The sequence below is a fragment of the Vibrio aquaticus genome (genome assembly GCF_003970385.1).
GTDB lineage: Bacteria > Pseudomonadota > Gammaproteobacteria > Enterobacterales > Vibrionaceae > Vibrio > Vibrio aquaticus.
In genome coordinates this window covers 475,164-494,651 of record NZ_RXZH01000001.1, presented here as the reverse complement: position 1 = coordinate 494,651, position 19,488 = coordinate 475,164, and the positions used below count along the sequence as shown (strand labels likewise).

The 19,488-nt window shown below is 43.4% G+C and carries 17 protein-coding genes; 10 read left to right on the top strand and 7 right to left on the bottom strand.

What is annotated here, in order from left to right; all coding sequences use genetic code 11:
• Window positions 1-227: 227 nt before the first annotated feature.
• The gene (locus EJ063_RS21310; RefSeq protein ID WP_279630361.1) at window positions 228-362 is read right to left on the bottom strand and encodes a hypothetical protein; all 135 of its coding nucleotides are present in this window, start codon (window positions 360-362) and stop codon (window positions 228-230) included.
• 237 nt (window positions 363-599) lie between these two features.
• On the opposite strand from EJ063_RS21310, the gene yjjG reads away from it, so the two are divergent.
• The 4 genes from yjjG (at window position 600) to EJ063_RS02000 (ending at window position 3,174) form a co-directional block, all read left to right on the top strand.
• Window positions 600-1,274 carry a pyrimidine 5'-nucleotidase gene (yjjG, locus tag EJ063_RS02015; protein WP_126572337.1) on the top strand — a complete coding sequence of 225 codons (675 nt, stop codon included), beginning with the start codon at window positions 600-602 and terminating at the stop codon, window positions 1,272-1,274.
• Between the two features lie 67 nt (window positions 1,275-1,341).
• Window positions 1,342-1,557 (top strand): cold shock domain-containing protein, encoded by a 216-nt coding sequence (locus tag EJ063_RS02010; protein ID WP_126572336.1) that lies wholly within the window; start codon window positions 1,342-1,344, stop codon window positions 1,555-1,557.
• A gap of 275 nt (window positions 1,558-1,832) precedes the next feature.
• Window positions 1,833-2,426, top strand: coding sequence for a DUF1294 domain-containing protein (locus EJ063_RS02005; protein ID WP_126572335.1), 594 nt, complete (start codon window positions 1,833-1,835; stop codon window positions 2,424-2,426).
• Window positions 2,427-2,817: 391 nt separating this feature from the next.
• Window positions 2,818-3,174 (top strand): DUF3316 domain-containing protein, encoded by a 357-nt coding sequence (locus EJ063_RS02000; RefSeq protein WP_126572334.1) that lies wholly within the window; start codon window positions 2,818-2,820, stop codon window positions 3,172-3,174.
• A gap of 77 nt (window positions 3,175-3,251) precedes the next feature.
• Here EJ063_RS02000 and EJ063_RS01995 read toward each other — a convergent pair whose 3' ends face one another.
• Entirely contained in the window at window positions 3,252-4,727 is a 1,476-nt protein-coding gene (locus EJ063_RS01995; RefSeq protein WP_126572333.1) for a peptide MFS transporter, read from the bottom strand.
• Window positions 4,728-5,007: 280 nt separating this feature from the next.
• On the opposite strand from EJ063_RS01995, the gene EJ063_RS01990 reads away from it, so the two are divergent.
• A complete protein-coding gene (locus EJ063_RS01990; RefSeq protein WP_126572332.1) occupies window positions 5,008-6,132 on the top strand; it encodes a M14 family metallopeptidase in 1,125 nt (374 codons plus the stop codon).
• 68 nt (window positions 6,133-6,200) lie between these two features.
• On the opposite strand, the gene EJ063_RS01985 is transcribed toward EJ063_RS01990, so the two are convergent.
• Entirely contained in the window at window positions 6,201-7,571 is a 1,371-nt protein-coding gene (locus EJ063_RS01985; RefSeq protein WP_126572331.1) for an L-serine ammonia-lyase, read from the bottom strand.
• A gap of 187 nt (window positions 7,572-7,758) precedes the next feature.
• On the opposite strand from EJ063_RS01985, the gene EJ063_RS01980 reads away from it, so the two are divergent.
• On the top strand, window positions 7,759-8,592 hold the full coding sequence (locus EJ063_RS01980) for a YdcF family protein (protein ID WP_126572330.1): 834 nt from the start codon (window positions 7,759-7,761) through the stop codon (window positions 8,590-8,592).
• Here the strand turns inward: EJ063_RS01980 and EJ063_RS01975 are convergent.
• Both EJ063_RS01975 and EJ063_RS01970 read right to left on the bottom strand, forming a co-directional pair.
• Window positions 8,540-9,244, bottom strand: coding sequence for a hypothetical protein (locus tag EJ063_RS01975; RefSeq protein WP_126572329.1), 705 nt, complete (start codon window positions 9,242-9,244; stop codon window positions 8,540-8,542). The two genes, EJ063_RS01980 and EJ063_RS01975, sit on opposite strands and share 53 nt — an antisense overlap.
• Window positions 9,245-9,428: 184 nt before the next feature.
• Window positions 9,429-9,689: a putative hemolysin gene (locus EJ063_RS01970; protein WP_126572328.1), complete on the bottom strand. Its 261-nt coding sequence runs from the start codon at window positions 9,687-9,689 to the stop codon at window positions 9,429-9,431.
• 210 nt (window positions 9,690-9,899) lie between these two features.
• Between EJ063_RS01970 and EJ063_RS01965 the strand changes: the two genes are divergently transcribed.
• Window positions 9,900-10,832, top strand: a complete 933-nt coding sequence (locus EJ063_RS01965) for a DHH family phosphoesterase (RefSeq protein ID WP_126572327.1) — start codon at window positions 9,900-9,902, stop codon at window positions 10,830-10,832.
• 99 nt (window positions 10,833-10,931) lie between these two features.
• Here EJ063_RS01965 and EJ063_RS01960 read toward each other — a convergent pair whose 3' ends face one another.
• On the bottom strand, window positions 10,932-11,948 hold the full coding sequence (locus tag EJ063_RS01960; protein ID WP_126572326.1) for a GGDEF domain-containing protein: 1,017 nt from the start codon (window positions 11,946-11,948) through the stop codon (window positions 10,932-10,934).
• A 180-nt stretch (window positions 11,949-12,128) separates the two neighbouring features.
• Window positions 12,129-13,058, bottom strand: a complete 930-nt coding sequence (locus EJ063_RS01955; RefSeq protein ID WP_126572325.1) for a chemotaxis protein — start codon at window positions 13,056-13,058, stop codon at window positions 12,129-12,131.
• Window positions 13,059-13,253: 195 nt separating this feature from the next.
• Here EJ063_RS01955 and ppiC point away from each other — a divergent pair, with 195 nt between their 5' ends.
• The 3 genes from ppiC (at window position 13,254) to EJ063_RS01940 (ending at window position 19,482) form a co-directional block, all read left to right on the top strand.
• Window positions 13,254-13,532 carry a peptidylprolyl isomerase PpiC gene (ppiC, locus tag EJ063_RS01950; protein WP_005472248.1) on the top strand — a complete coding sequence of 93 codons (279 nt, stop codon included), beginning with the start codon at window positions 13,254-13,256 and terminating at the stop codon, window positions 13,530-13,532.
• A 291-nt stretch (window positions 13,533-13,823) separates the two neighbouring features.
• Entirely contained in the window at window positions 13,824-14,609 is a 786-nt protein-coding gene (locus EJ063_RS01945; protein WP_126572324.1) for a helix-turn-helix transcriptional regulator, read from the top strand.
• A 115-nt stretch (window positions 14,610-14,724) separates the two neighbouring features.
• The gene (locus EJ063_RS01940; protein ID WP_126572323.1) at window positions 14,725-19,482 is read left to right on the top strand and encodes a hypothetical protein; all 4,758 of its coding nucleotides are present in this window, start codon (window positions 14,725-14,727) and stop codon (window positions 19,480-19,482) included.
• Window positions 19,483-19,488 lie beyond the last annotated feature (6 nt).

Here is a 19,488-nt window from a genome sequence, read left to right as displayed (position 1 = left end):
ATCCAGGGATTTATTTTGATCTTAGACAAACAACCTATCCAAAAGTGGTAGGTGGAATTGGAACTGTGATGTAACGCTTCATTCTGATTAAAGTTGTTAAATATTAGTGGGTTAACGCAATCGATTTCTCAACAGGAGCGGGGGATGTAGATGGCAGCATGTCGGCGTATTTGGTTGGGGGAAGTAGCCCAATCATCCATAGTGGGAGGCTGGGCTAGCGAAGTCATTTACTCATCAGAGCGTTCTTCATCATTCTCTTGAATAGATTCTTCGGCGGAGCTTAACTCTTCTGGTTCTTCTTCGGCATAGTTTCTAACAACAAAGGGAATCAGCATTACGTTTGAAGGAAAGAATCGTTTCATTATTGGTGCCTCATACAGCGAGTAAGATAGGCTGATTATCTCGCCAATGACTTTCGTAATCTTGTTTCAGGTCATTTTGCCATCATCTAAATGCAACCAATTCCTTAACGTGAGCAGGCGGTCACATTCGCGAATACAGCGGTGAGTATGCAGAGAGTAGCGCTGCGACTTAGCGAAAATGTTTCGCTTTTTATAAGGAAAGATCTAGACTAGCTGCGTTGCCATAAGGAGAAACAAATGAAGTACGATTGGATCTTGTTTGACGCTGATGAAACCCTGTTTCATTTCGACGCGTTTAAAGGAATGCAGCTGATGTTTGCGCGAAAAGGTGTGGATTTCACTGAGCAAGATTTTGCCCATTACCAGACGGTAAACAAGCCGCTTTGGGTCGATTATCAGAATGGTACGATTACCGCACATCAACTCAAGCACACACGTTTTCAGGAATGGGCGAATAAACTAGAAACAACAACTTCCGAACTTAACAGCGCGTTTCTAGAAGCAATGGCAGACATCTGTACGCTACTGTCAGGTGCAAAAGAGTTGATGGACTCACTCCATGGCAAAGCGAAATTAGGCATCATCACCAATGGTTTTACAGAGCTTCAGGCGATTCGTTTAGAACGTACAGGAATGAGTCACTACTTTGATCACGTAATCATCTCAGAAGAGGTTGGTGTCGCTAAGCCTGACAATGCGATTTTCCACCATGCTCATGAGAAGATGGGATTGCCGTGTAAAAGCCGAATTTTGATGGTGGGGGATAACCAACATTCTGACATTCTTGGTGGCATTAATTTTGGTATAGAAACCTGTTGGTTGAACAGTACCGGTGCTGACGCTGACCTGTCAATTGAGCCGAGTTACACCGTAGAATCACTCCACGAACTAAAAAATATCCTGATTGCCTAACTGAAAGTGATCCAACCTGTGCTTCAAGCAGTACGTACTGTTGACGCACAATGGTGGAGATAATGCGATGTCGGTTCTTGGCAAAATAGTCGATTTAGATGTGGGGCACGGTTACGGTTTCATAAGAGATGAGAACAAATCTGAGATGATCTTTTTTCATGTAAGAGATCTCGACAAAACGACCATTAAACCTCACGTTAATGAGTTGGTAGAGTTTGATATCGAATCTGACTTAAACGGTTGTTTACTCGCATTAAATATCTCCCCTAGCTTGATGAAATAATAGTAATAAACAATTTGAGAGGCACACCTAATAAAGGTGTGCCTCTTTTTATGTGTCGCATTTCTAAGCGCTTCATCCATTCAAAAGTCGCTGACTGAGTTCTTTGCTCGACATATCCTAACCATTCTTTTTCTCTCTCACTATGATTTGATCTTGCTCAAATTTTAACCGATACCTTGCCTCTATTGAGCATCAAGTGGCATATTTGTGCTATAGGTTAATGCATATAAATAAAAATGCGCCCTAAGGCTGCAACTGCTAGGTAAGGTAATACAATGTCTATACAAGGAACGATCTCACACTGGGATTCTAGTAAGGGCTACGGTTATATTTCCGTAGAGAATCAAGACGCGAAAATATTATTTCATATTAGTGATTTAGAGAATGCTTCTCAGCCCCCCTGCGTAAGCGAGCGTGTCATTTTTAGGCTTGGCTCTGACAATGATGGTGTCATGAAAGCAGTTAAGGTCGAGCGTCCAATAGTCTTTAACTTCTCTTTAGCTATCGTTGTGTGGTTTGTTAGCGCACTTATTGGCAGTGTGGTTCTTTTAGATTTCCCTGTTATTGTCTGCGCCTTTTATCTCTCAGTGAGTACCATAAGCTACATCGTGTATGCGTTTGACAAACAAGCTATGCTTCACGGCGGTTGGCGTATACCGGAAATCACGTTTCATTTACTTAACATTGCTGGTGGTTGGATAGGGGCATTAATTGCTCAGTCGGTAATGCAGCACAAATATCACGACATCGGCTTTAAATTGTTGTTCTGGTTAACCTTCATGATGAATATTTTATTGTTTGCTTGGTTGCTAACGTCTGAAGGAACGATGGCGCTGCACAGTGCTATCTATCAATTGAGAGCTTCTTGACGAGATTATCTCAGAACCGAAATTAAAAAACGCTCCATTATTGGAGCGTTTTTTAATTTAAATGACAAGTACTCTTATTATATTTTATATGAAACATATAATTATTTACTCTAAGTCGAATAGAGCCTGTGATAATTCATTGAATTAGAACTGTAAGTAACTTATTGAATGGTTTTAAAAAAGTCTTTAAGCATATTACAAGCCACTAAGTCCATACAATTACTCATACATTAATCTTTTTCCGCTCTTCAAAAAAACTGAATAACAAGCGCAATTATTTTTAATTTGTTTGGGTCTTATTATTCGTACCATATAGGTAATCGAACGGACATAAGGTTCGAGTTAAATCGCAGTGTCGTTGCATTGCGTTAAGGTAACTAAGGAGTCAGTTATGATTAAAGTAATGAGTTTAGCAAGCGTAATGTTGTTTAGTTCTATTGCAGTTGCGGGGTTGGGCGGAGCTTCGCAAACAGTCATCAGCAGTGAATCAATGAGTGGTGCACCAGCCGCTTCTAAAGATGCTGCATTGGCTGCCGGTAAAACCATGATTATGGAGATCAACGAAAAGTCTCCGTATGAATTAAGCCGTTCAGTACATTACTCTTCAAATATGCAAGTAGACGTGAATTCTTTTGAGCTTTTAGATTCTCATGTCACCGTAAATGAAATTGTCACAAACGAAGGGGATATTGCTTATCAACCTGTGATTAATGTCAGTTACGAATTTAAGGCTCGAGATCGAGACTAATTTTTTAAGAGACAGTTTTTGCTAGCGCATAATAAAAAACCCAAGCACAGGCTTGGGTTTTTTCATGAATTGAGCAATTAGCTTTCGGCTTCGACTAATTCTTGTGGCTCGTCTCGGCGCGCTGCCTCAAGCATCTTACGAATAACAACCGATGACACTAGAGCAATAGCAACCATCACGACTGCTAAGATAGTTAACAATTGGAAGTATTCGCCGTAAACGTTCTGAACCACTTCTTGTGTGATCTCTTGACCTTTTTCTAAAGCGATAGAAGTCGAGAATACTGCACCTACGATACCACTTAGCGCCATTGCAACTGAGAACAGCGATACAGAGAAACCTTCGATATGTTTAGGTGCCACAGACAGAATAAATGCTACTACTAAGCTACCGACAATGACTTCCGCAAATGCTTGGAAGAAGTGGATTGCTAGGAAGATTTCAGGTCGAATGATCACATCTTCGCCCACGTTCATCACCGCCATGGTTAAGATGCCGAAAGCAATCGCAGTAAAGATGAAAGCAAAACCGATCTTAGTCGCTGTAGAGAAGTTGATGCCTTTCTTTTCCAAAGAAGAGAAGGTGTAGGCAATCACAGGGCCAGCTACGATACACCAAAGTGGGTTCATCGCCATGGATGCTTCAGGAGCGATTGGAATCAAGTTAAATAGATCACCACGCATGGTATTGATGGTTACCATCGTCATTGACGTCATCATCTGGCCGTAGTAAACGAAGAAACACGTTGTCAGTACGGTCATGATTAAAATCGTACCCATCTTAAGGGCATCTGATCGTTCAGACTTAACCATCAGAGAGATGAAGTACAAGATTGCTGCTGCGCCAATCGCGTAAACGATGTTTTGGCCGATATCCATGTTTGAGAACATGAAGAACACCAAGCCCACCATAGCAGCTGATAGGCTGATAAATGCAATCCAGTTTTTTGCGCTAACAGGTTGCTGATCAATATTGGCACCAACGTTAACTAACTGTTTGTTGAATACAATGAGAACGCCGAAAGCAATCGCTGCCATAACCGCTGATAAGCTAAAGCTGCCGTGGAAACCAATCACAAGCACAAACATTGGGAATAGGTATTGGCCTAAGAGTGCGCCTACGTTGTTTACTGAATAGTTAACAGGGTAGCCGTTTTCAAAGTCCTCTTCTGAAGCGAAGGTGCGTTTGTATAGACTTGGGTAAGAAGGAGACATTAAGCCACGAGCGTAACTAGCCAGTGCAATACCCACGAGAGCCATTGGAACGTTGGTTGCAGAAGCGCCCATTACCAATAGAGTGTAACCCGTTGCGAAAGTACCGTAGGCAATAGTTAAAGAACGATAGGCACCAAGGAATTTATCTGCTATAAAGCCGCCCGCAATAGCAAAGAGTGGCCCGATAGAAGAGAAAGCACCCACGACCATCATGGTGTCAGCTTCGCTATACCCTAGATCTTCTAAGAAGAAACGGGTCAAAATCACCATCACACCATAGAATGATAAGCCAAACATCGCCTGGCAGAACATCATTGATTTATTGAGTTTATTCCACATAATTGTCTCATTTTGTTTGAATAACACAGAATTAACAACTATCTATGTTGTGTATTCTAGTATGTTATAAATTGAAACAATTATCGCAGAATTCATTCTTGATGCACGATTTTTTCTCGATCTCGCATAATTTTTTATAATGAAATTGATCTAAAACGTTTGCGTTGAATATTCTGCTTCAACAAATGCTGACAAAACATCTCACTAAACCTTTTTGAAGCCGCTATCTTTGTGGTAGCCTCCCGAAAAATGCTTAGTAATGTATAAGGAATGTAACGTAATGAAGATTTTTAGTAATTTCGATAGTGGTAGCATCGACGTTGTAAGTCTCGCAGATAGAAATAATATTCAACTGAAGATCCCAAACGATAACCAATCGGAATTTTATCAATGGTTTCACTTCCGCTTAGAGACTGAAGCGGAACAGTCGCACACGATTTCATTACTGGATTTAAAAGGATCAGCGTACCCAGACGGTTGGAAGGGTTACGATGTCGTGGCGTCTTATGACCGAGAAGAGTGGTTCCGCATTCCTGCTGAGTTTGACGGTGACACACTAAGCTTTACGGTGATTCCTGAGCATGGCTCAATCTATTTCGCTTACTTTGCTCCATACACGTATGACCGTCACCTAGATTTGCTGCATATGGCGCAATCAGCTCATCATTGCCAATTAGAGACACTTGGCTCGACTTTAGATAACAACGATATGAGCCTACTGACATTCGGCGAAATGGAAGAAGGCAAAAAGCGCATTTGGTTGATTGCACGCCAGCACCCAGGGGAGAGCATGGCAGAGTGGTTCATGGAAGGCTTGATTCAACGCCTATTGGATGAAGACGATGCAACAGCGCGAGCGTTACTGGAAAAAGCGGTGCTCTATGTTGTACCAAACATGAACCCAGACGGCTCTATTCGTGGTCATCTGCGTTGTAACGCGATAGGCGTTAACCTTAACCGTGAATGGCAAACACCATCAATGGAGCGCAGCCCAGAGGTTTTCCTAGTTCGTGAACGCATGCTAGAAACCGGCGTGGATATGTTCCTTGATATTCACGGTGATGAAGCGATTCCATATAACTTTGCTGCAGGCTCTGAAGGGATCCCATCTTATGATGAAAGACTGCAAAGCTTAGAGTTGGCATTTAAGAACGCGCTTGCTTTGGTAACACCAGAATTTCAAGACGACCATGGCTACGATAAAGATGAGCCGGGTAAAGCAAACTTAACGGTCGGCTCAAACTGGGTTGGAGAGCAATTTAAGTGCCTTTCTTACACGATTGAAATGCCATTTAAAGACAACAATGACTACCCAGATCCACTGTATGGTTGGTCGCCAGAACGCAGTGTGAAGTTTGGTCATGATATGTTGGCGGCAACACTGGCCGTGACTGATAAGATTTAGTCTCGAGCTTAAATAAAAAAGGTGCAGATTGTTCTGCACCTTTTTTTGTTGTTGGCTAGCCAGAGTGGTTATTCACATGGTGGCGCCATATGGATCACGGCTAAGCCCCCAAGTGACGTCTCGCGGTATTTCTTGTTCATGTCTTTACCGGTCTGATACATGGTCTCAATGACTTTATCGAGCGAGATTAAACACTTGCTGGTGCGTTTTAGCGCCATACGAGAGGCATTGATCGCTTTCATTGCGCCCATCGCATTTCGTTCGATGCACGGCACCTGAACTAAGCCCCCTATTGGGTCACACGTCATGCCTAACGAGTGCTCCATGGCAATCTCTGCGGCGATACAGATTTGCTCGTTACTGCCGCCTCGCAATGCCGTTAAGCCTGCTGCTGCCATAGAGGATGAAACGCCTACTTCACCTTGGCAACCTACCTCAGCCCCAGAAATAGACGCATTGGTTTTGTACAAGATGCCGATAGCGCCAGCCACCGCCAAAAAGTCTTTGAGCTGTTTGGTATCGAGCTCTTTGATAAAGCGATGGTAGTACATCAAGACCGCAGGGATAACACCTGCTGCACCATTGGTTGGAGAGGTAACGACTTGTCCACCCGCGGCGTTCTCTTCACTTACAGCAAAGGCAAACAGGTTAATCCAGTCCATGATCTCCATAGGATCGTTTTCGATAGCCGCATTGGCTTCGAGCTTCTTAAGTAGGTTAGGGGCACGGCGTGTGACTTCTAATCCACCTTCCAAAATCCCCTCGGTTTCAAAGCCTCGTTGCATACATAAAGACATCACCTTCCAAATTTGGTCAGCTTTGTGGGTAATGTCATCTTCGTTAAAGAAGCAACGTTCGTTTTGTAGGATCATTCCACCTAAGCTGAAGCCATTCTTTTCGGCCATCGCTAGCATCTCGTCGGCACTAGTGAATGGGAATGGTACATCTACATCGTTGCTAGTACCGCCATCTTTGAGTTCCTTCTCGGTTGCAATAAAGCCACCACCGATGGAGTAATAGGTTTCAAAACCAATCTGAGTGCCCAACGAGTCGTAAGCGGTGATGGTCATGCCATTTTCATGCAGCGGTAGGTTGTCTGAATGAAATAGAATGTCATTGTCATAACTGAACTCAATCGTATGCGCCCCAGCTAAGGAGAGGTAACCATCTTCGATCGTTTGAGACAATGCACGTTTAGCACTGCCCATTTTGATGGTGTCTGGCTTGTTACCTAGCAACCCAAGTATCACGGCACGATCGGTGTGGTGCCCTTTGCCCGTTAAGGAAAGCGAACCATAGAGGTCTACTTGAACTCGTTGAACCTTACTGATTGAAGCAGCGAGTAAACGAGTAAAGTGATAACCTGCGATCATAGGGCCGTTAGTATGCGAGCTTGAAGGGCCCACCCCGATTTTGAAAATGTCGAATATTGACAGCATAAAATGACTTCCTATTAAAATGGCCTGTCGTGCAGACTCTTATAAGTACTATTATGGCATCTGGCGAAATAGCTGACGTGATACTCGCCCGATAACAAAATTTTAACCTTTGCTAACCTAGCGAGAAAGAGAATACTTGTACAGTACCTGAGTAATTTAGTAGGAATAATTGAGACTTGGACAAATAATGAACGTTTCTGATGTGATACTGGTTTTAGGTAAACGCTTGCACAATAACAAACTGACTGCTGAAGGGCGCTCTCGTGTTGATGCGCTGATTTCTCTATTGGCTTCAGTAGACTGCACTCGTACAGCATTGGTCTTCTGTGGAGGGATAACCCCCAATCAGACAAACTCAGAAGCGCGAGAAATGTACGAGTACTTTATGCAGAGCCTGCCAAATCCACAGCCTGTACTTCCTGAAATCTTGCTAGAAGATAGATCGGTAAATACCATTGAAAACGTCATCAATGCTGCCGATACCTTAATTGAAAGTAAGTTGTGTCAAACAGGCCAACAAGTCACAGTACATTTCGTTTCAAACGATTACCACCTCAAGCGTATTTTTGAAATCCAGTCTTTGATGGATGAGCAGGGCTTACTAAGAGTGCTGAAGAGCCGCTGTGCATTGAGTGGACTTGATATCACAATTCCAATTGAGCATTCTGCGCACACTTACGTGCCTTACCCTCATACTACCGAGCAAGGAAACGTCTTTTTGCTGCTCGACGAGCTGACGACTTATCGAGTGTACCTAGAGGGAGTAAAAAGAGGGGCGTTTGATCGACCGCTGAATCAAGTCCGAGCAGAGCCGCTTAAGATCGCAAGCAAGGCGCTAAAGAAGTTGTTGGACCTTGAGTTAGGAAAAGAGGTGTCGGACGAATTAGAGGTAATAAAAAGGGCAGTCGAAATGACTACCCCAGATTTACCTTATCAAGAATTGGCTGAGCAACTCTTGTTACTTGATACTACTTTGACTCAGCTGAATCGCACGCTTGACCCTGAGCGGCAGAACGTTTGACTAGGCGATTAGTTTTGAACGCAGCAAAAGCGATAATGCTGTAAGCCATAAGTTCAGTCGCCTCTTCAGACAGGTTTTTTATTTCGCGCATGTAATGGTCACCCATGACGGCATGCCAGAACGACCCCATCCCATAAAGGCGAGTGAATACCAGCAGAATCACTAGACCTGTTACCAAGATAGGCATGTAACGAGTATTCAATAACTGAGCCATTTGCTCGATGGTTTGATTGCCCCCTTTATAAGCAATGTAGCAGGCTGTTACCGTTACGGCTAAAGCGGGAACAGCCCACGAGCCATGAGCAATCAAATCAAACCAAGCATCCATTTCGCGAAGCATCAACACGGCAAAGAATCCGGCGATCAAAACAGCGGCATAGTTGGTATTCTCTTTGGTATTGGCAAGGTGATAGAAGCTGCCAATAGTGATTGTGAGCATGAGAAGTTGCGCTGATTCTGTAAAAGAGGTTTCGCCTAGCGTGTTGTGTAAAAAGATGAAGTCTGCACGTAAACACAAGTTAACCAAAATACTTAAGGCGGCCACGACCAACGCATTCAACGCGACTTTTTGAAACGTTTCTTTAGCGTAAGGGGAAAGTAAGGTTTGTTCGCTCTCTTGCGGATGTGACGAAGATGAACTCTGAGATTTCATGGTTGGCCTCGGTATCGGCTTAGTGTGACTTGGGTCGCATTCTATTCCGTGTGAATCATGAAATGTCAGAAGATTGTCATAATGAAACAATGTTCGATTTAAAGGAGCCGTACGTTAAAATAGCGTACGGCTCTCTTCAAGCATTGCGATAGTGACACGTTATTTTGTTAACGTGTTGAATCGATTAGTTAGTCGATTCTTCTTTGTGGTTATTACGGTAGTATTCCCACTGTTCCACGCGTTCTTCGTCAGAAAGTACACAGTAGGTGATGCGTTGATCGCTTTCACTCACGGTCTCTAGCTCACCGCCTTTTTGAACACAGTATACTGCAGCAGGGTTTGCCATCGAGGTGTACTCTTTCACCTCATATTCATCTTGTTCACTTGCACAACCCGTTAAGGCAATAGCGCCCACCATAGACATTACGATATACGCTTTCTTCATAAAATTTCCTCAATTGAATCAATTGGTAGCATATCGAGTATAGAGGATCGGTATAAAAGTTCTGTCTTAGGTTTGTCAAAAGGTCGCTCAGGTCTAATATTATAAATAGTTATTGATAATAGTAATGGAACAGCTCTTGAAACCTTATCGATAGTTATAATAAGGTATCTCATACTTTATAACGAATAATGAAAGCATAGGAAGTGCCGAATGTCGGAGCAGAAACATCGACTTGTAACCCGTAGTGATTTTGATGGCTTAGTATGCGCAGTATTGCTCAAACAACTCGACCTCATTGATGACATTAAATTTGTTCATCCTAAGGATATGCAAGATGGTGTGGTCGAAATCTCATCGAATGACATTGTGACCAACCTACCTTATGTAAAAGACGCTCATCTGGTTTTTGACCACCATTTATCAGAGACCATCCGTAACAAAGGTGAGCGACCAAACCACATCATTGACCCGAATGCGCCTTCTGCAGCCCGAGTCGTTTGGGATCATTACGGTGGAGAAAAGACATTCCCATCGGAGTGGCTTGATATGATGGAAGCCGTGGACAAAGGGGACTCGGCACAATTCAACCGTGATGAAGTGCTAGATTCAACAGGTTGGAACTTACTGAACTTCTTAATGGATGCGCGAACGGGCTTAGGTCGATTCCGTGAATTTCGAATTTCGAACTACAACCTCATGATGGATTTGATTGAGTACTGTAAAAACCACACCATTGATCAAATCTTAGCGTTGGAGGATGTGAAAGAGCGTATCGACTTATATCGTGAACATGAGAACCTGTTTAAAGAACAAATCCAACGTTGTGCAACCGTTCATAACAATCTCGTTTTTCTCGATCTGACGGGTGAAGAGGTGATCTACGCGGGTAATCGTTTTGTGATTTATGCTTTGTACCCACAGTGCAACATCTCAATCCACAAGATGTGGGGATTCCAAAAGCAAAACACCGTATTCGCAACCGGTAAATCGATTTTTGATCGCGGTTCTAAAACCAATGTTGGTGAACTGATGCTGAAATATGGTGGTGGTGGCCATAAAGCGGCAGGCACTTGTCAGATTGATAACGACAAAGCCGAACAGGTACAGCAAGAGTTGATTGACGTGATCACCGCTGATGGTTGATAGACGTTTTTAATCGCTTTTATCTGATAGACAAAGCTAAAAAGAAAAGCCCCAGTGTTGTCACTGGGGCTTTTCAATATTGAGTCGCTGCTTGTAAGCCTAAAGTGGCATCACACGGTTTCGGCCGAGATCTTTTGCTTCATACAAAAGTTTATCTGCACGCTCAATTAATGACTCAGCGGATTCGCCAGGCTCAATTTCAGCCACCCCAAGTGAAATGGTGATGTTACCCACTTGCTCCGCCGTTCGGCGATCTCGAATAGAGAGCTTTTCAATCGCTCGGCGCAGGCTTTCTGCGTATTGACGAGCGACACGAAGAGACTTGTTCGGCACGATAAGTGCGAACTCTTCACCACCAAAGCGGTAGGCGTGAATCCCTTCTCGACAGCTTAGCTGAATGCGGCGCGCGATAGATTTGATCACCGTATCACCAAACAAATGACCATAGGTATCATTAAACGCTTTGAAATGGTCGATATCAGCTAATACTAAACACATCTTCTGCTCAGAGCGACAAAGAGTATTGATGTCGCTATCAAACGCTCGGCGATTGTATAGGCTAGTGAGAGAGTCGAAGAGGGCATCTTGTTGGACTTCAGCAAGCTGGCTTTTTAGCTGGTGGATCTCTTTAGTCGCATTCTCAAGCTGATTATTGAGGAAACGGGTGGAATGCCTGATCTCTCGTGACTCAACAACCAACTGACGAATCACCTTCATCACTTCGTCCAAAGACATGGACTCATCATCCACTCTCTCTAGGTTTTCGAAGCTCTTGTCGATCATCTGCGAGAATTGAGACGTGTCCGTTAAGGTATCGGACATCGAATGAGCCACTTCATTAACCAAGATTTCGATATTCGCACGTAGGTCGTGCATATCGGTCTCTGTTCGGCTCGCAATATGGGTATTGTAAAGCTGCTCTCCAGCTGCTGGTGGGCAAATGCCATAATTCTCGATGACGTCATCGAGTTCACGGTTGAGCTGAGGGACTACATTATCAACATAGGTGTACCACAGCGCATAGTTCGCTGGGGTCGCAGCCACGTGATGTTTCATCATTAATGGAACAGCTTTCTTGAGATTCGCTGTGGATTTTTTAAAGTCGTCGTCAGTCATTTCTTATGAGCAATTCTTATCAAGACATCCTATTCATTAAGATTAGCGGATTTAATGCTTAGATGCTTGATTTGATATCAAATTATATTCACGAGTTAATTAGAAAATTACCTTAGCACAAGTTAACTTTATGAACTGTATGTTCTTTGCTCAACCAAACTCGATTTGTCAGCAAAAGTATTACGAAATATGAGAGGTTTGCGCAACGTTCTGCTCTAGCGTTTTTGCCCCTCTAAGCATCGCACTAATGAGGTCGCCGGCATTAAACTTTTCGAGCGCTTCATGAGCACCCACTTGTTTTGCACGTTCAGTACAAATTTCGCTTGAAAGTGAGGTGTGCAGAATAATGTAACTATTGCTTAGGTCTGATTCATTTTGTGTTTCAAACGCCAGCTCATAACCATCGAGTCCGGGCATTTCAATATCGCTGACTAGAAGTTCAATCGGTGAACCCTGTGCTGCCTTTTCTCTCATTAATGCAAGGGCATCTAGGCCATTGTTGCAGATTAAATAGGGGATATTGATGCTATCGAGGGCATCAGACAGTTGCTTTCTCGCGATAGATGAATCATCGACCAGTAAGATGCTCAACGCTTTAAGTCGTTCACGTTCGATGTCTGTCAACATAGGAATATTGGTCGATTCATATTGTGGGTAGATTTTCGAAAGCAATAATTCCACATCGAGCATTTGCACAATGTTGTCTTGATAACGGGTTATTCCGGTCACAAACACATCATTGCCTGCAGTTTGTGGTGTCGCTTCAATCGACTTCCAATCACATTCAATGATCTTCTCAATCGAACGAACCATAAACGCGACAATAGTACGTAAACAGTCGGTGACGATCAGGTAACAAGAATCATATTCTTCAGGTTGGATTGGACGAAAGCCAATGGCAGCTGGCATATTGATCACTGGGATGGTCTTGCCACGTAATGACACTGTCCCCACAACATGATGATGAGAATAAGGAATTTGTGTCGTGGGCTGATAAGGGACAATTTCCCTGACTTTCAGCGTACCGATTGCAAAGAGCTGTTTGCTTTGATTAAGGGTAAACATCAACATACCCTGTGATTGATTCGCTTTGCTAACTGTCTTTGCCATAAATGGTTTTCTCTTGGTTCTCTTACCTCTATGGTAGCGGATTCGGGGCTATCTTCAATGCATCAAATCAATTTCGCCTACGTTATAGCCAGTAAGGGCTAGAGCGTGATGATTTTATCTGAATGCTTGGGTGAAGATCTCATTACTTTCGGGTACAATCCGCGCCAGTTCAGCGATTTTTTACAAGGCATCATTATGGCTAATACAGCAGCAGCTCTGCACATTCTAGTGAAACATAAAGAGCAAGCAGAAGACATCATCAAGCAGCTTAAAAAAGGCGCAAAATTTCAGACTCTAGCGAAGAAATACTCAACGTGTCCTTCTGGTAAAAAGGGTGGTGATCTGGGTGAGTTTCGCCGCGGTCAGATGGTTCCTCAGTTCGACAAAGTGTGTTTCTCTGGCGAAACACTAGTGCCGCACCTAGTCAAAACCAAATTTGGTTGGCATGTGGTTAAGGTGCTTTACCGAACCTAATAAGTTTTTTAATAAAAACAAACAGATATGTTAAATGGCGAGCTTTCAGCTCGCTTTTTCGTATCTAAGGCTCGGAAAGTACTCAAGTGCGTTATAGGGCGTAATGTTTCTTTAGATCCGGCGGTGGGGAGCGTTAGGGGGCTCGCTCTTAATGTAACGATGATTAATGATGTAGTGTTGTTAAATATTTGGTCGCAATATTTGATCGGTGGCTCATATTGCTGTGTGTTTATTTCTTATGCTTATGAGTGGGTTGGGGTGTTCGCTTATTTTTATGGCTAGGGAAAGAGCATGAATGATTGCAGTCACTTGAGTGCTAGTGCGTCGCATTTGTCCGTATTGGAATTAGAGCAAATACTTAAGTTGGAGCTTGCCAAACTTGGGGTTGAACAGTTCGTACTTATGATTGTTGATGCTAATCAGAGGCCTATCTATCAGAATGTCTGTGGATTCAACCATAAGCAAATGCAGGTGTACGAGGAGAACATGGCACATGATGCGTTCTTTGAGCACTATGCGCATAATGGCTATTTAGGGCAGCTTCTCTATATGCAAGAAATGTTGCCAATGAGAAAAATTCGAGACCCGATATTTAACGAAATACTTGTTCCTACCATGGGCTTGTATCACTCGTATAGCGGTTTAGCCCCACTATTGGATGAGCACTATGTAATGCTTTCAAGCCATTGCGATCATGCATTGAATTACCGCTCACGAAAAAATATAGATTCGATTTGGTGTTTTCTGAGCGCATGGGGTAATTATTGGCTCGCGCAAACAGTGATGACGACTCAGCTACGGCAGTTTGAGAGTGCAATGGAGAGAAACTTACTCGTCGAAAGTCTCACCCAAGCTGAAATTGACGTACTTAATATGTTGGCGCAAGGCCTAGATGGAAGTGAAGTCGCCGCGAAGCGCAACGTATCAAAAGAAACGGTGCGTAGCCAGATAAAGCACATACTGCATAAAACGGGTTGTCGACATCAAAATCAGCTTTTAACGCGCTATTTTCAATCAGGTGTTCAAAGCGCATCTAAGTTCATGACTCTCTCACATAAACTGACTAGATTGATTTAAATCAATCTATGTTATTGTAATTCTAATCTGTCCCCCAAACGGGTGATGAGTTCATAGTTGGCCTTTTCTAAGCTGTTGATGAATCAAATCGATGCACGCTTGCTAGGGAGGCACTATGAGAGTCAACAAAATTGCTATTGCGCTAGGGTTGACCAGTGCAATTGTTATCGTGGGATGTGATGGAGGGGGATCCAACTCTTCTTCAAGCACCACACCATCTTCTACAACGACTTATTCAGTTAAAGCCATCGACGGCTACTTACGAAACGCAAAAGTTTGGCTTGATATTAATCGAGATTATCTTCATGACGAAGGAATAGAGCCAAGTGCGATAACCGGTGAAGGAGGGCTTGCAGAACTTGATGTTACCGATATCGAAAACTATCAAGACTACCAGCTTGTTGTACATGCCATCGCAGGGGAAACCGTTGACGAAGACACGATTGATGAGGCCAATCCCGCTGGTCAAGTGATGCAGGGAAGCATGGTGTTATCTGCGCCAGCAGGAGAGTCCAGCATCACACCACTTTCATCATTTGTAAATATATTGATGAATAAAAATCCTAACGCATTAGATGATCCAGAGCAGCGAGCGCTGCTAAAACAGCAAGCCATTCAAGACGTGGCTAATCAACTTGGTCTTAATCCCGATACTCTTTTGGGAGACTTTCTTGATGAGGGTACTGAAGATCCCCAAGCCGCTTTTGCTGCTCAAGGTATTGTTAAGTCAGAGCAAATTTTGCCTGAGACACCTGAAGCGATGGCAGATCTCATGCAAGATATTCAGAGTGCAGGTGAAAATGCGAGTGAAGCGGTTGCTGAACTCATGGTTGCGGAAGCAATCAATGAAAAAATCAAGCAAGTGGTTGAGTCGACAGAGATTAGTGAGCTAGCAAATACGTTGCCTCCTGTTGCTCCACCACCAAAAAATATGACGCCTGTCGATGATGATGCTGACGGAGTACCTAACGATCTAGATGAGTTCCCAAATGACGGCAGTGAGTGGGTGGATAGTGATGACGATGGAATGGGCAACAGCCAAGATGCTTTCGATTATGATCCAACAGAGCAATACGACACGGACGTCGATGGTATAGGTAACAATGCGGATCCGGATGACGACAATGATGGCTTTGCCGATGATATTGATGCTCACCAGTTAGATGCCACAAAAGCAGGAGACCACGACGAAGATGGTATTGATAGTGTTGACGACCAATACCCATTTGACCACGACAATGACAGCTACCCTGATGATCAAGATGCTTTCGATGACGATCCCCTAGAGTGGTTAGACTCGGATAGTGATGGCGTCGGAAACAATGCAGATTTAGATGATGATAACGACGGCATCGACGATGAAGATGATCTTCATCCGTTTGACGATACCCTAGCAGGCGATCCGGATAACGATGGGGTCGATACCCTAGTCGATGCCTACCCTAACAACAGTGAAAAATCGGTGGCAGATGTTGTTGTTACAAATAGCCAATACATGCCGGTTCTAAACGTGAATCATCGCCAAGTTGTTAAACTTAATGTGGAGGTTGAACAGAGACTTGAAACGTTTAATGTGGGTACTGTCACCACAACTTTGACCACTCGTTACCTTAGTGACAACGGCGTTGAATATGGCTACACGCAGAGTATTGATATTGAAAGTGATACTGGTTTTTCACGTGTTGAAGAGTTCCGGTATGACTTTAACTTAGACGGAAGGGCTCAGTTTGTCGGCCGAATCCTAGATATAGGTACTCGTACAGAGGGAAGCGAGAATTATTGGCGATATGTCGATGAGAGTGACGCAAGTGTAGAGGGAGGCGTCAACGCGTCAGGCCGGTTATTCGATGATCTTGATTTTTCCTCAAGAGCTCACCCAAACAACTTATTTGGGGTTGATACTGTTCAATACTTCACAGTGACTTTGGAAGATGTTGAGGGCAAACATCAATATACATCCAATATGACGCAGTTCGATGTTGCTGGCTTCGAGTATGAAGATATAAACACACATAGTGCCAACTATTCGAGTGTTAACCGAAGTGTTGTTGATAATCTGCTTCAAATTGGTGTGGAAGACTCTCAGGATTGGGAGGCGGATGGTAGCATCAACACTGTGTTGCTTTTAGGTGTGGGTGAAGATGGTGAGTATGCAACTGGGTATACCATGCCGATTTATGCCAATCCACAAGATGGTGTTCATGAAGAATACGCAGATTTCAATTATACCGCGGGCAACTGGGATAACCTCACCAGCTATTGGTATGAATATTACCGCGAGCATAAATCTGATGGCAGTGTCGTTGAACAAGGATGGCGTTTTGTTCTCGATGAAAGTAACAATACCAAGCTTACTTCACAAAATGCTCCTAATGCCTATTTATTTCATGAATGGGATCAAACAACTCGCTACATTTCACCGACTGAACGAAATGAGCACGTTACATGGACACATTATGCTTTAGATGCGTACAGCTTTACTGCGGCTCAAGATAATCCTGGTCAAGCGTATCGCATATACACTCATCAAGTTGATGATATTTGGACAACACTTTCCTTCGATGAGTGGGGTTCTAAAGATGTGGTCGATCTCCCTAGTCAAATTGAGAGTGCACGTTCGGGTGGAACTTGGGTATATGACATTGATGCATCGATACTGCCGGGGTTAGATCGCTATGCTGCCTCGTTGCCAAATGCGACCTTCCAATACTATCCCGACGGTATGCCACGACGTTGGTATGCTGTTACCCAAGATCCTCGAATAACTGAGGGAACGCCAACGGTAGTCCCTATCACTTTGAGTGATGATGGTATCGTGGCAAACAGTCATGTCGTTAGCAATGGTCCTGACTTAATTTTGGTAGCACCAATGGATGAGAATAATATCAACCCTTGGTTTGACTCATACTATCGTCAACGTATTGATATGTATGGACTAAATATGGATCCGAACCATTTTGACTGGACAACTAATATCGGGCAGTTATTTAAGAATGAAGCCGATGCGCAGACACGTCTTAATGAAGTGTTGAATCCGACCTATCGAGTCTGTTCACACCAAAATACCGGTGAGAAAAGTAATCCAGCAGATGGATATGGGGACTTTGTAGCAGCGGCAAACCAATGTGGTTATATAGGCATTGATGCGAGTTATCTCGATGGTTTAACCCTCTACTATCAAGAAGGTGAGGTGAACTATTTCAGTTATCAATTCAATATGAATGGTACAGGCAACTATTATGAATCGAATGGTTACACTGATAATTTTAGTTGGTATATCACCGATAATGGGATTATTAGCATCAATAATGGTGGTGACTCTGAATACCTCGCTTATATTGCTGATGAAGATGGACGCTACAGTCTAGTTGGGTTCTTTGAGTGGGACGAGAATGGAACGCCATACAGCGAGATCTTCGGTATGGAGATGACTAGCTACTTATCCAATGGTTATAAAGTCTGTACCCAAGGTGATACTGAATGGGATGAGATAAATAACCAGCCTGCAAGCTCACCTCAATATTCGGATCTTCAAGAAGCCGTAAACCAATGTGGAGGATCTATTCCAATTACTGTTGAGATGATGGATGGCCTAGTGTGGCATGATTACGAAGCGGACACAGATAGACACAAAATTTGGACCTTCTATCCTGATGGTACGGTGACTAAAACTAAGAATGGCGTCGAGTCGGAGCCATTTACCTGGCTAATTGATGCTAATGGGTATTTGAATATCATCTATGACCAAGGTAACCCTGATGATTTTATCATAATGGCGTTGATTGCGACGCAAGATGATAAATACAGTTTGAAAGCCTTGGACAGCTACCCTGAAATGGTAGATGGACACATCGAAGTTTGGACGGAGATCGTAACAGAACAATTCGTGACGACTAACCCAGTTGATAAATCAGCGGTGATATCCACCCTTATAGATCAACAGAATTGGTTCTCTCCATGGGCCGATTGGAGTGAAGACGAGCAAAAAGATCATCTCTACTTCGATAATATGGATGTTACTCAAGAGGTGTTGGCATGGACGGGGTCTAGTGTCGTGACGACCAATAAAACGTTATCGAGCATCGATATCAGTGATGACTTCGATCTGATGCTGACTGACGATGGCTGGGAAAATGTCACAGGGTTTGAGTTCGATCTATCCAACAATGATATTGTCGGAGCGTCTCCTGTTGCACCTAGTTTAACTTACTCAATTATCTATGCGCAGATACACAGTAAAGAGGGGGGCAACATAGCGAGCGAGGCTCCTGGTGATTGGATTCATTATTCCAATACGTCAGAGACCTATCCTAGTGGGTCAGAAGTCGTTGCTTTAACGATGCGCAATGATAGAGATAGCTATTACTTGTTAGATTGGCGTCCATATCACATGTTGGCGGAACCTGGTGTAGAAAATGACAGTGATCAAATTCATAGCCTTGAAGAACTATTTGTCGCTAGTAGTGCAGGGGATGGAGTACTAGGGGACTTATTGGACTCTACCAGTATTGGTCATGAAGTGAGCGTCGAACTCGTCCGCCCTCTAAGCACAGATACAACGGGTGAGGCTCACTTTTACACAGTGGATTGGCATAACAGTAATGCGATGTTAATTGCTTCAAGCCAATGGGATCTACGTACGCTGAATGGAGAGCGGTTAGTACTGTTCGAGATCCCTCAGGTGGTCATTGATAATTACGGCAATGTGATTGATTCAAACTGGATGTTCTATAGCGTCTATCGATCAGAAACCGGTGGAGATGACTTAACCCACGTTGGTCAGTTCTTTGAAGCGCGTAGTGAGTTAGATGAAATCCATCTGTTCAATGAAGTAGCGAAAGACGCAATCATTAATGCAGCAGATATTCAATAATACTCG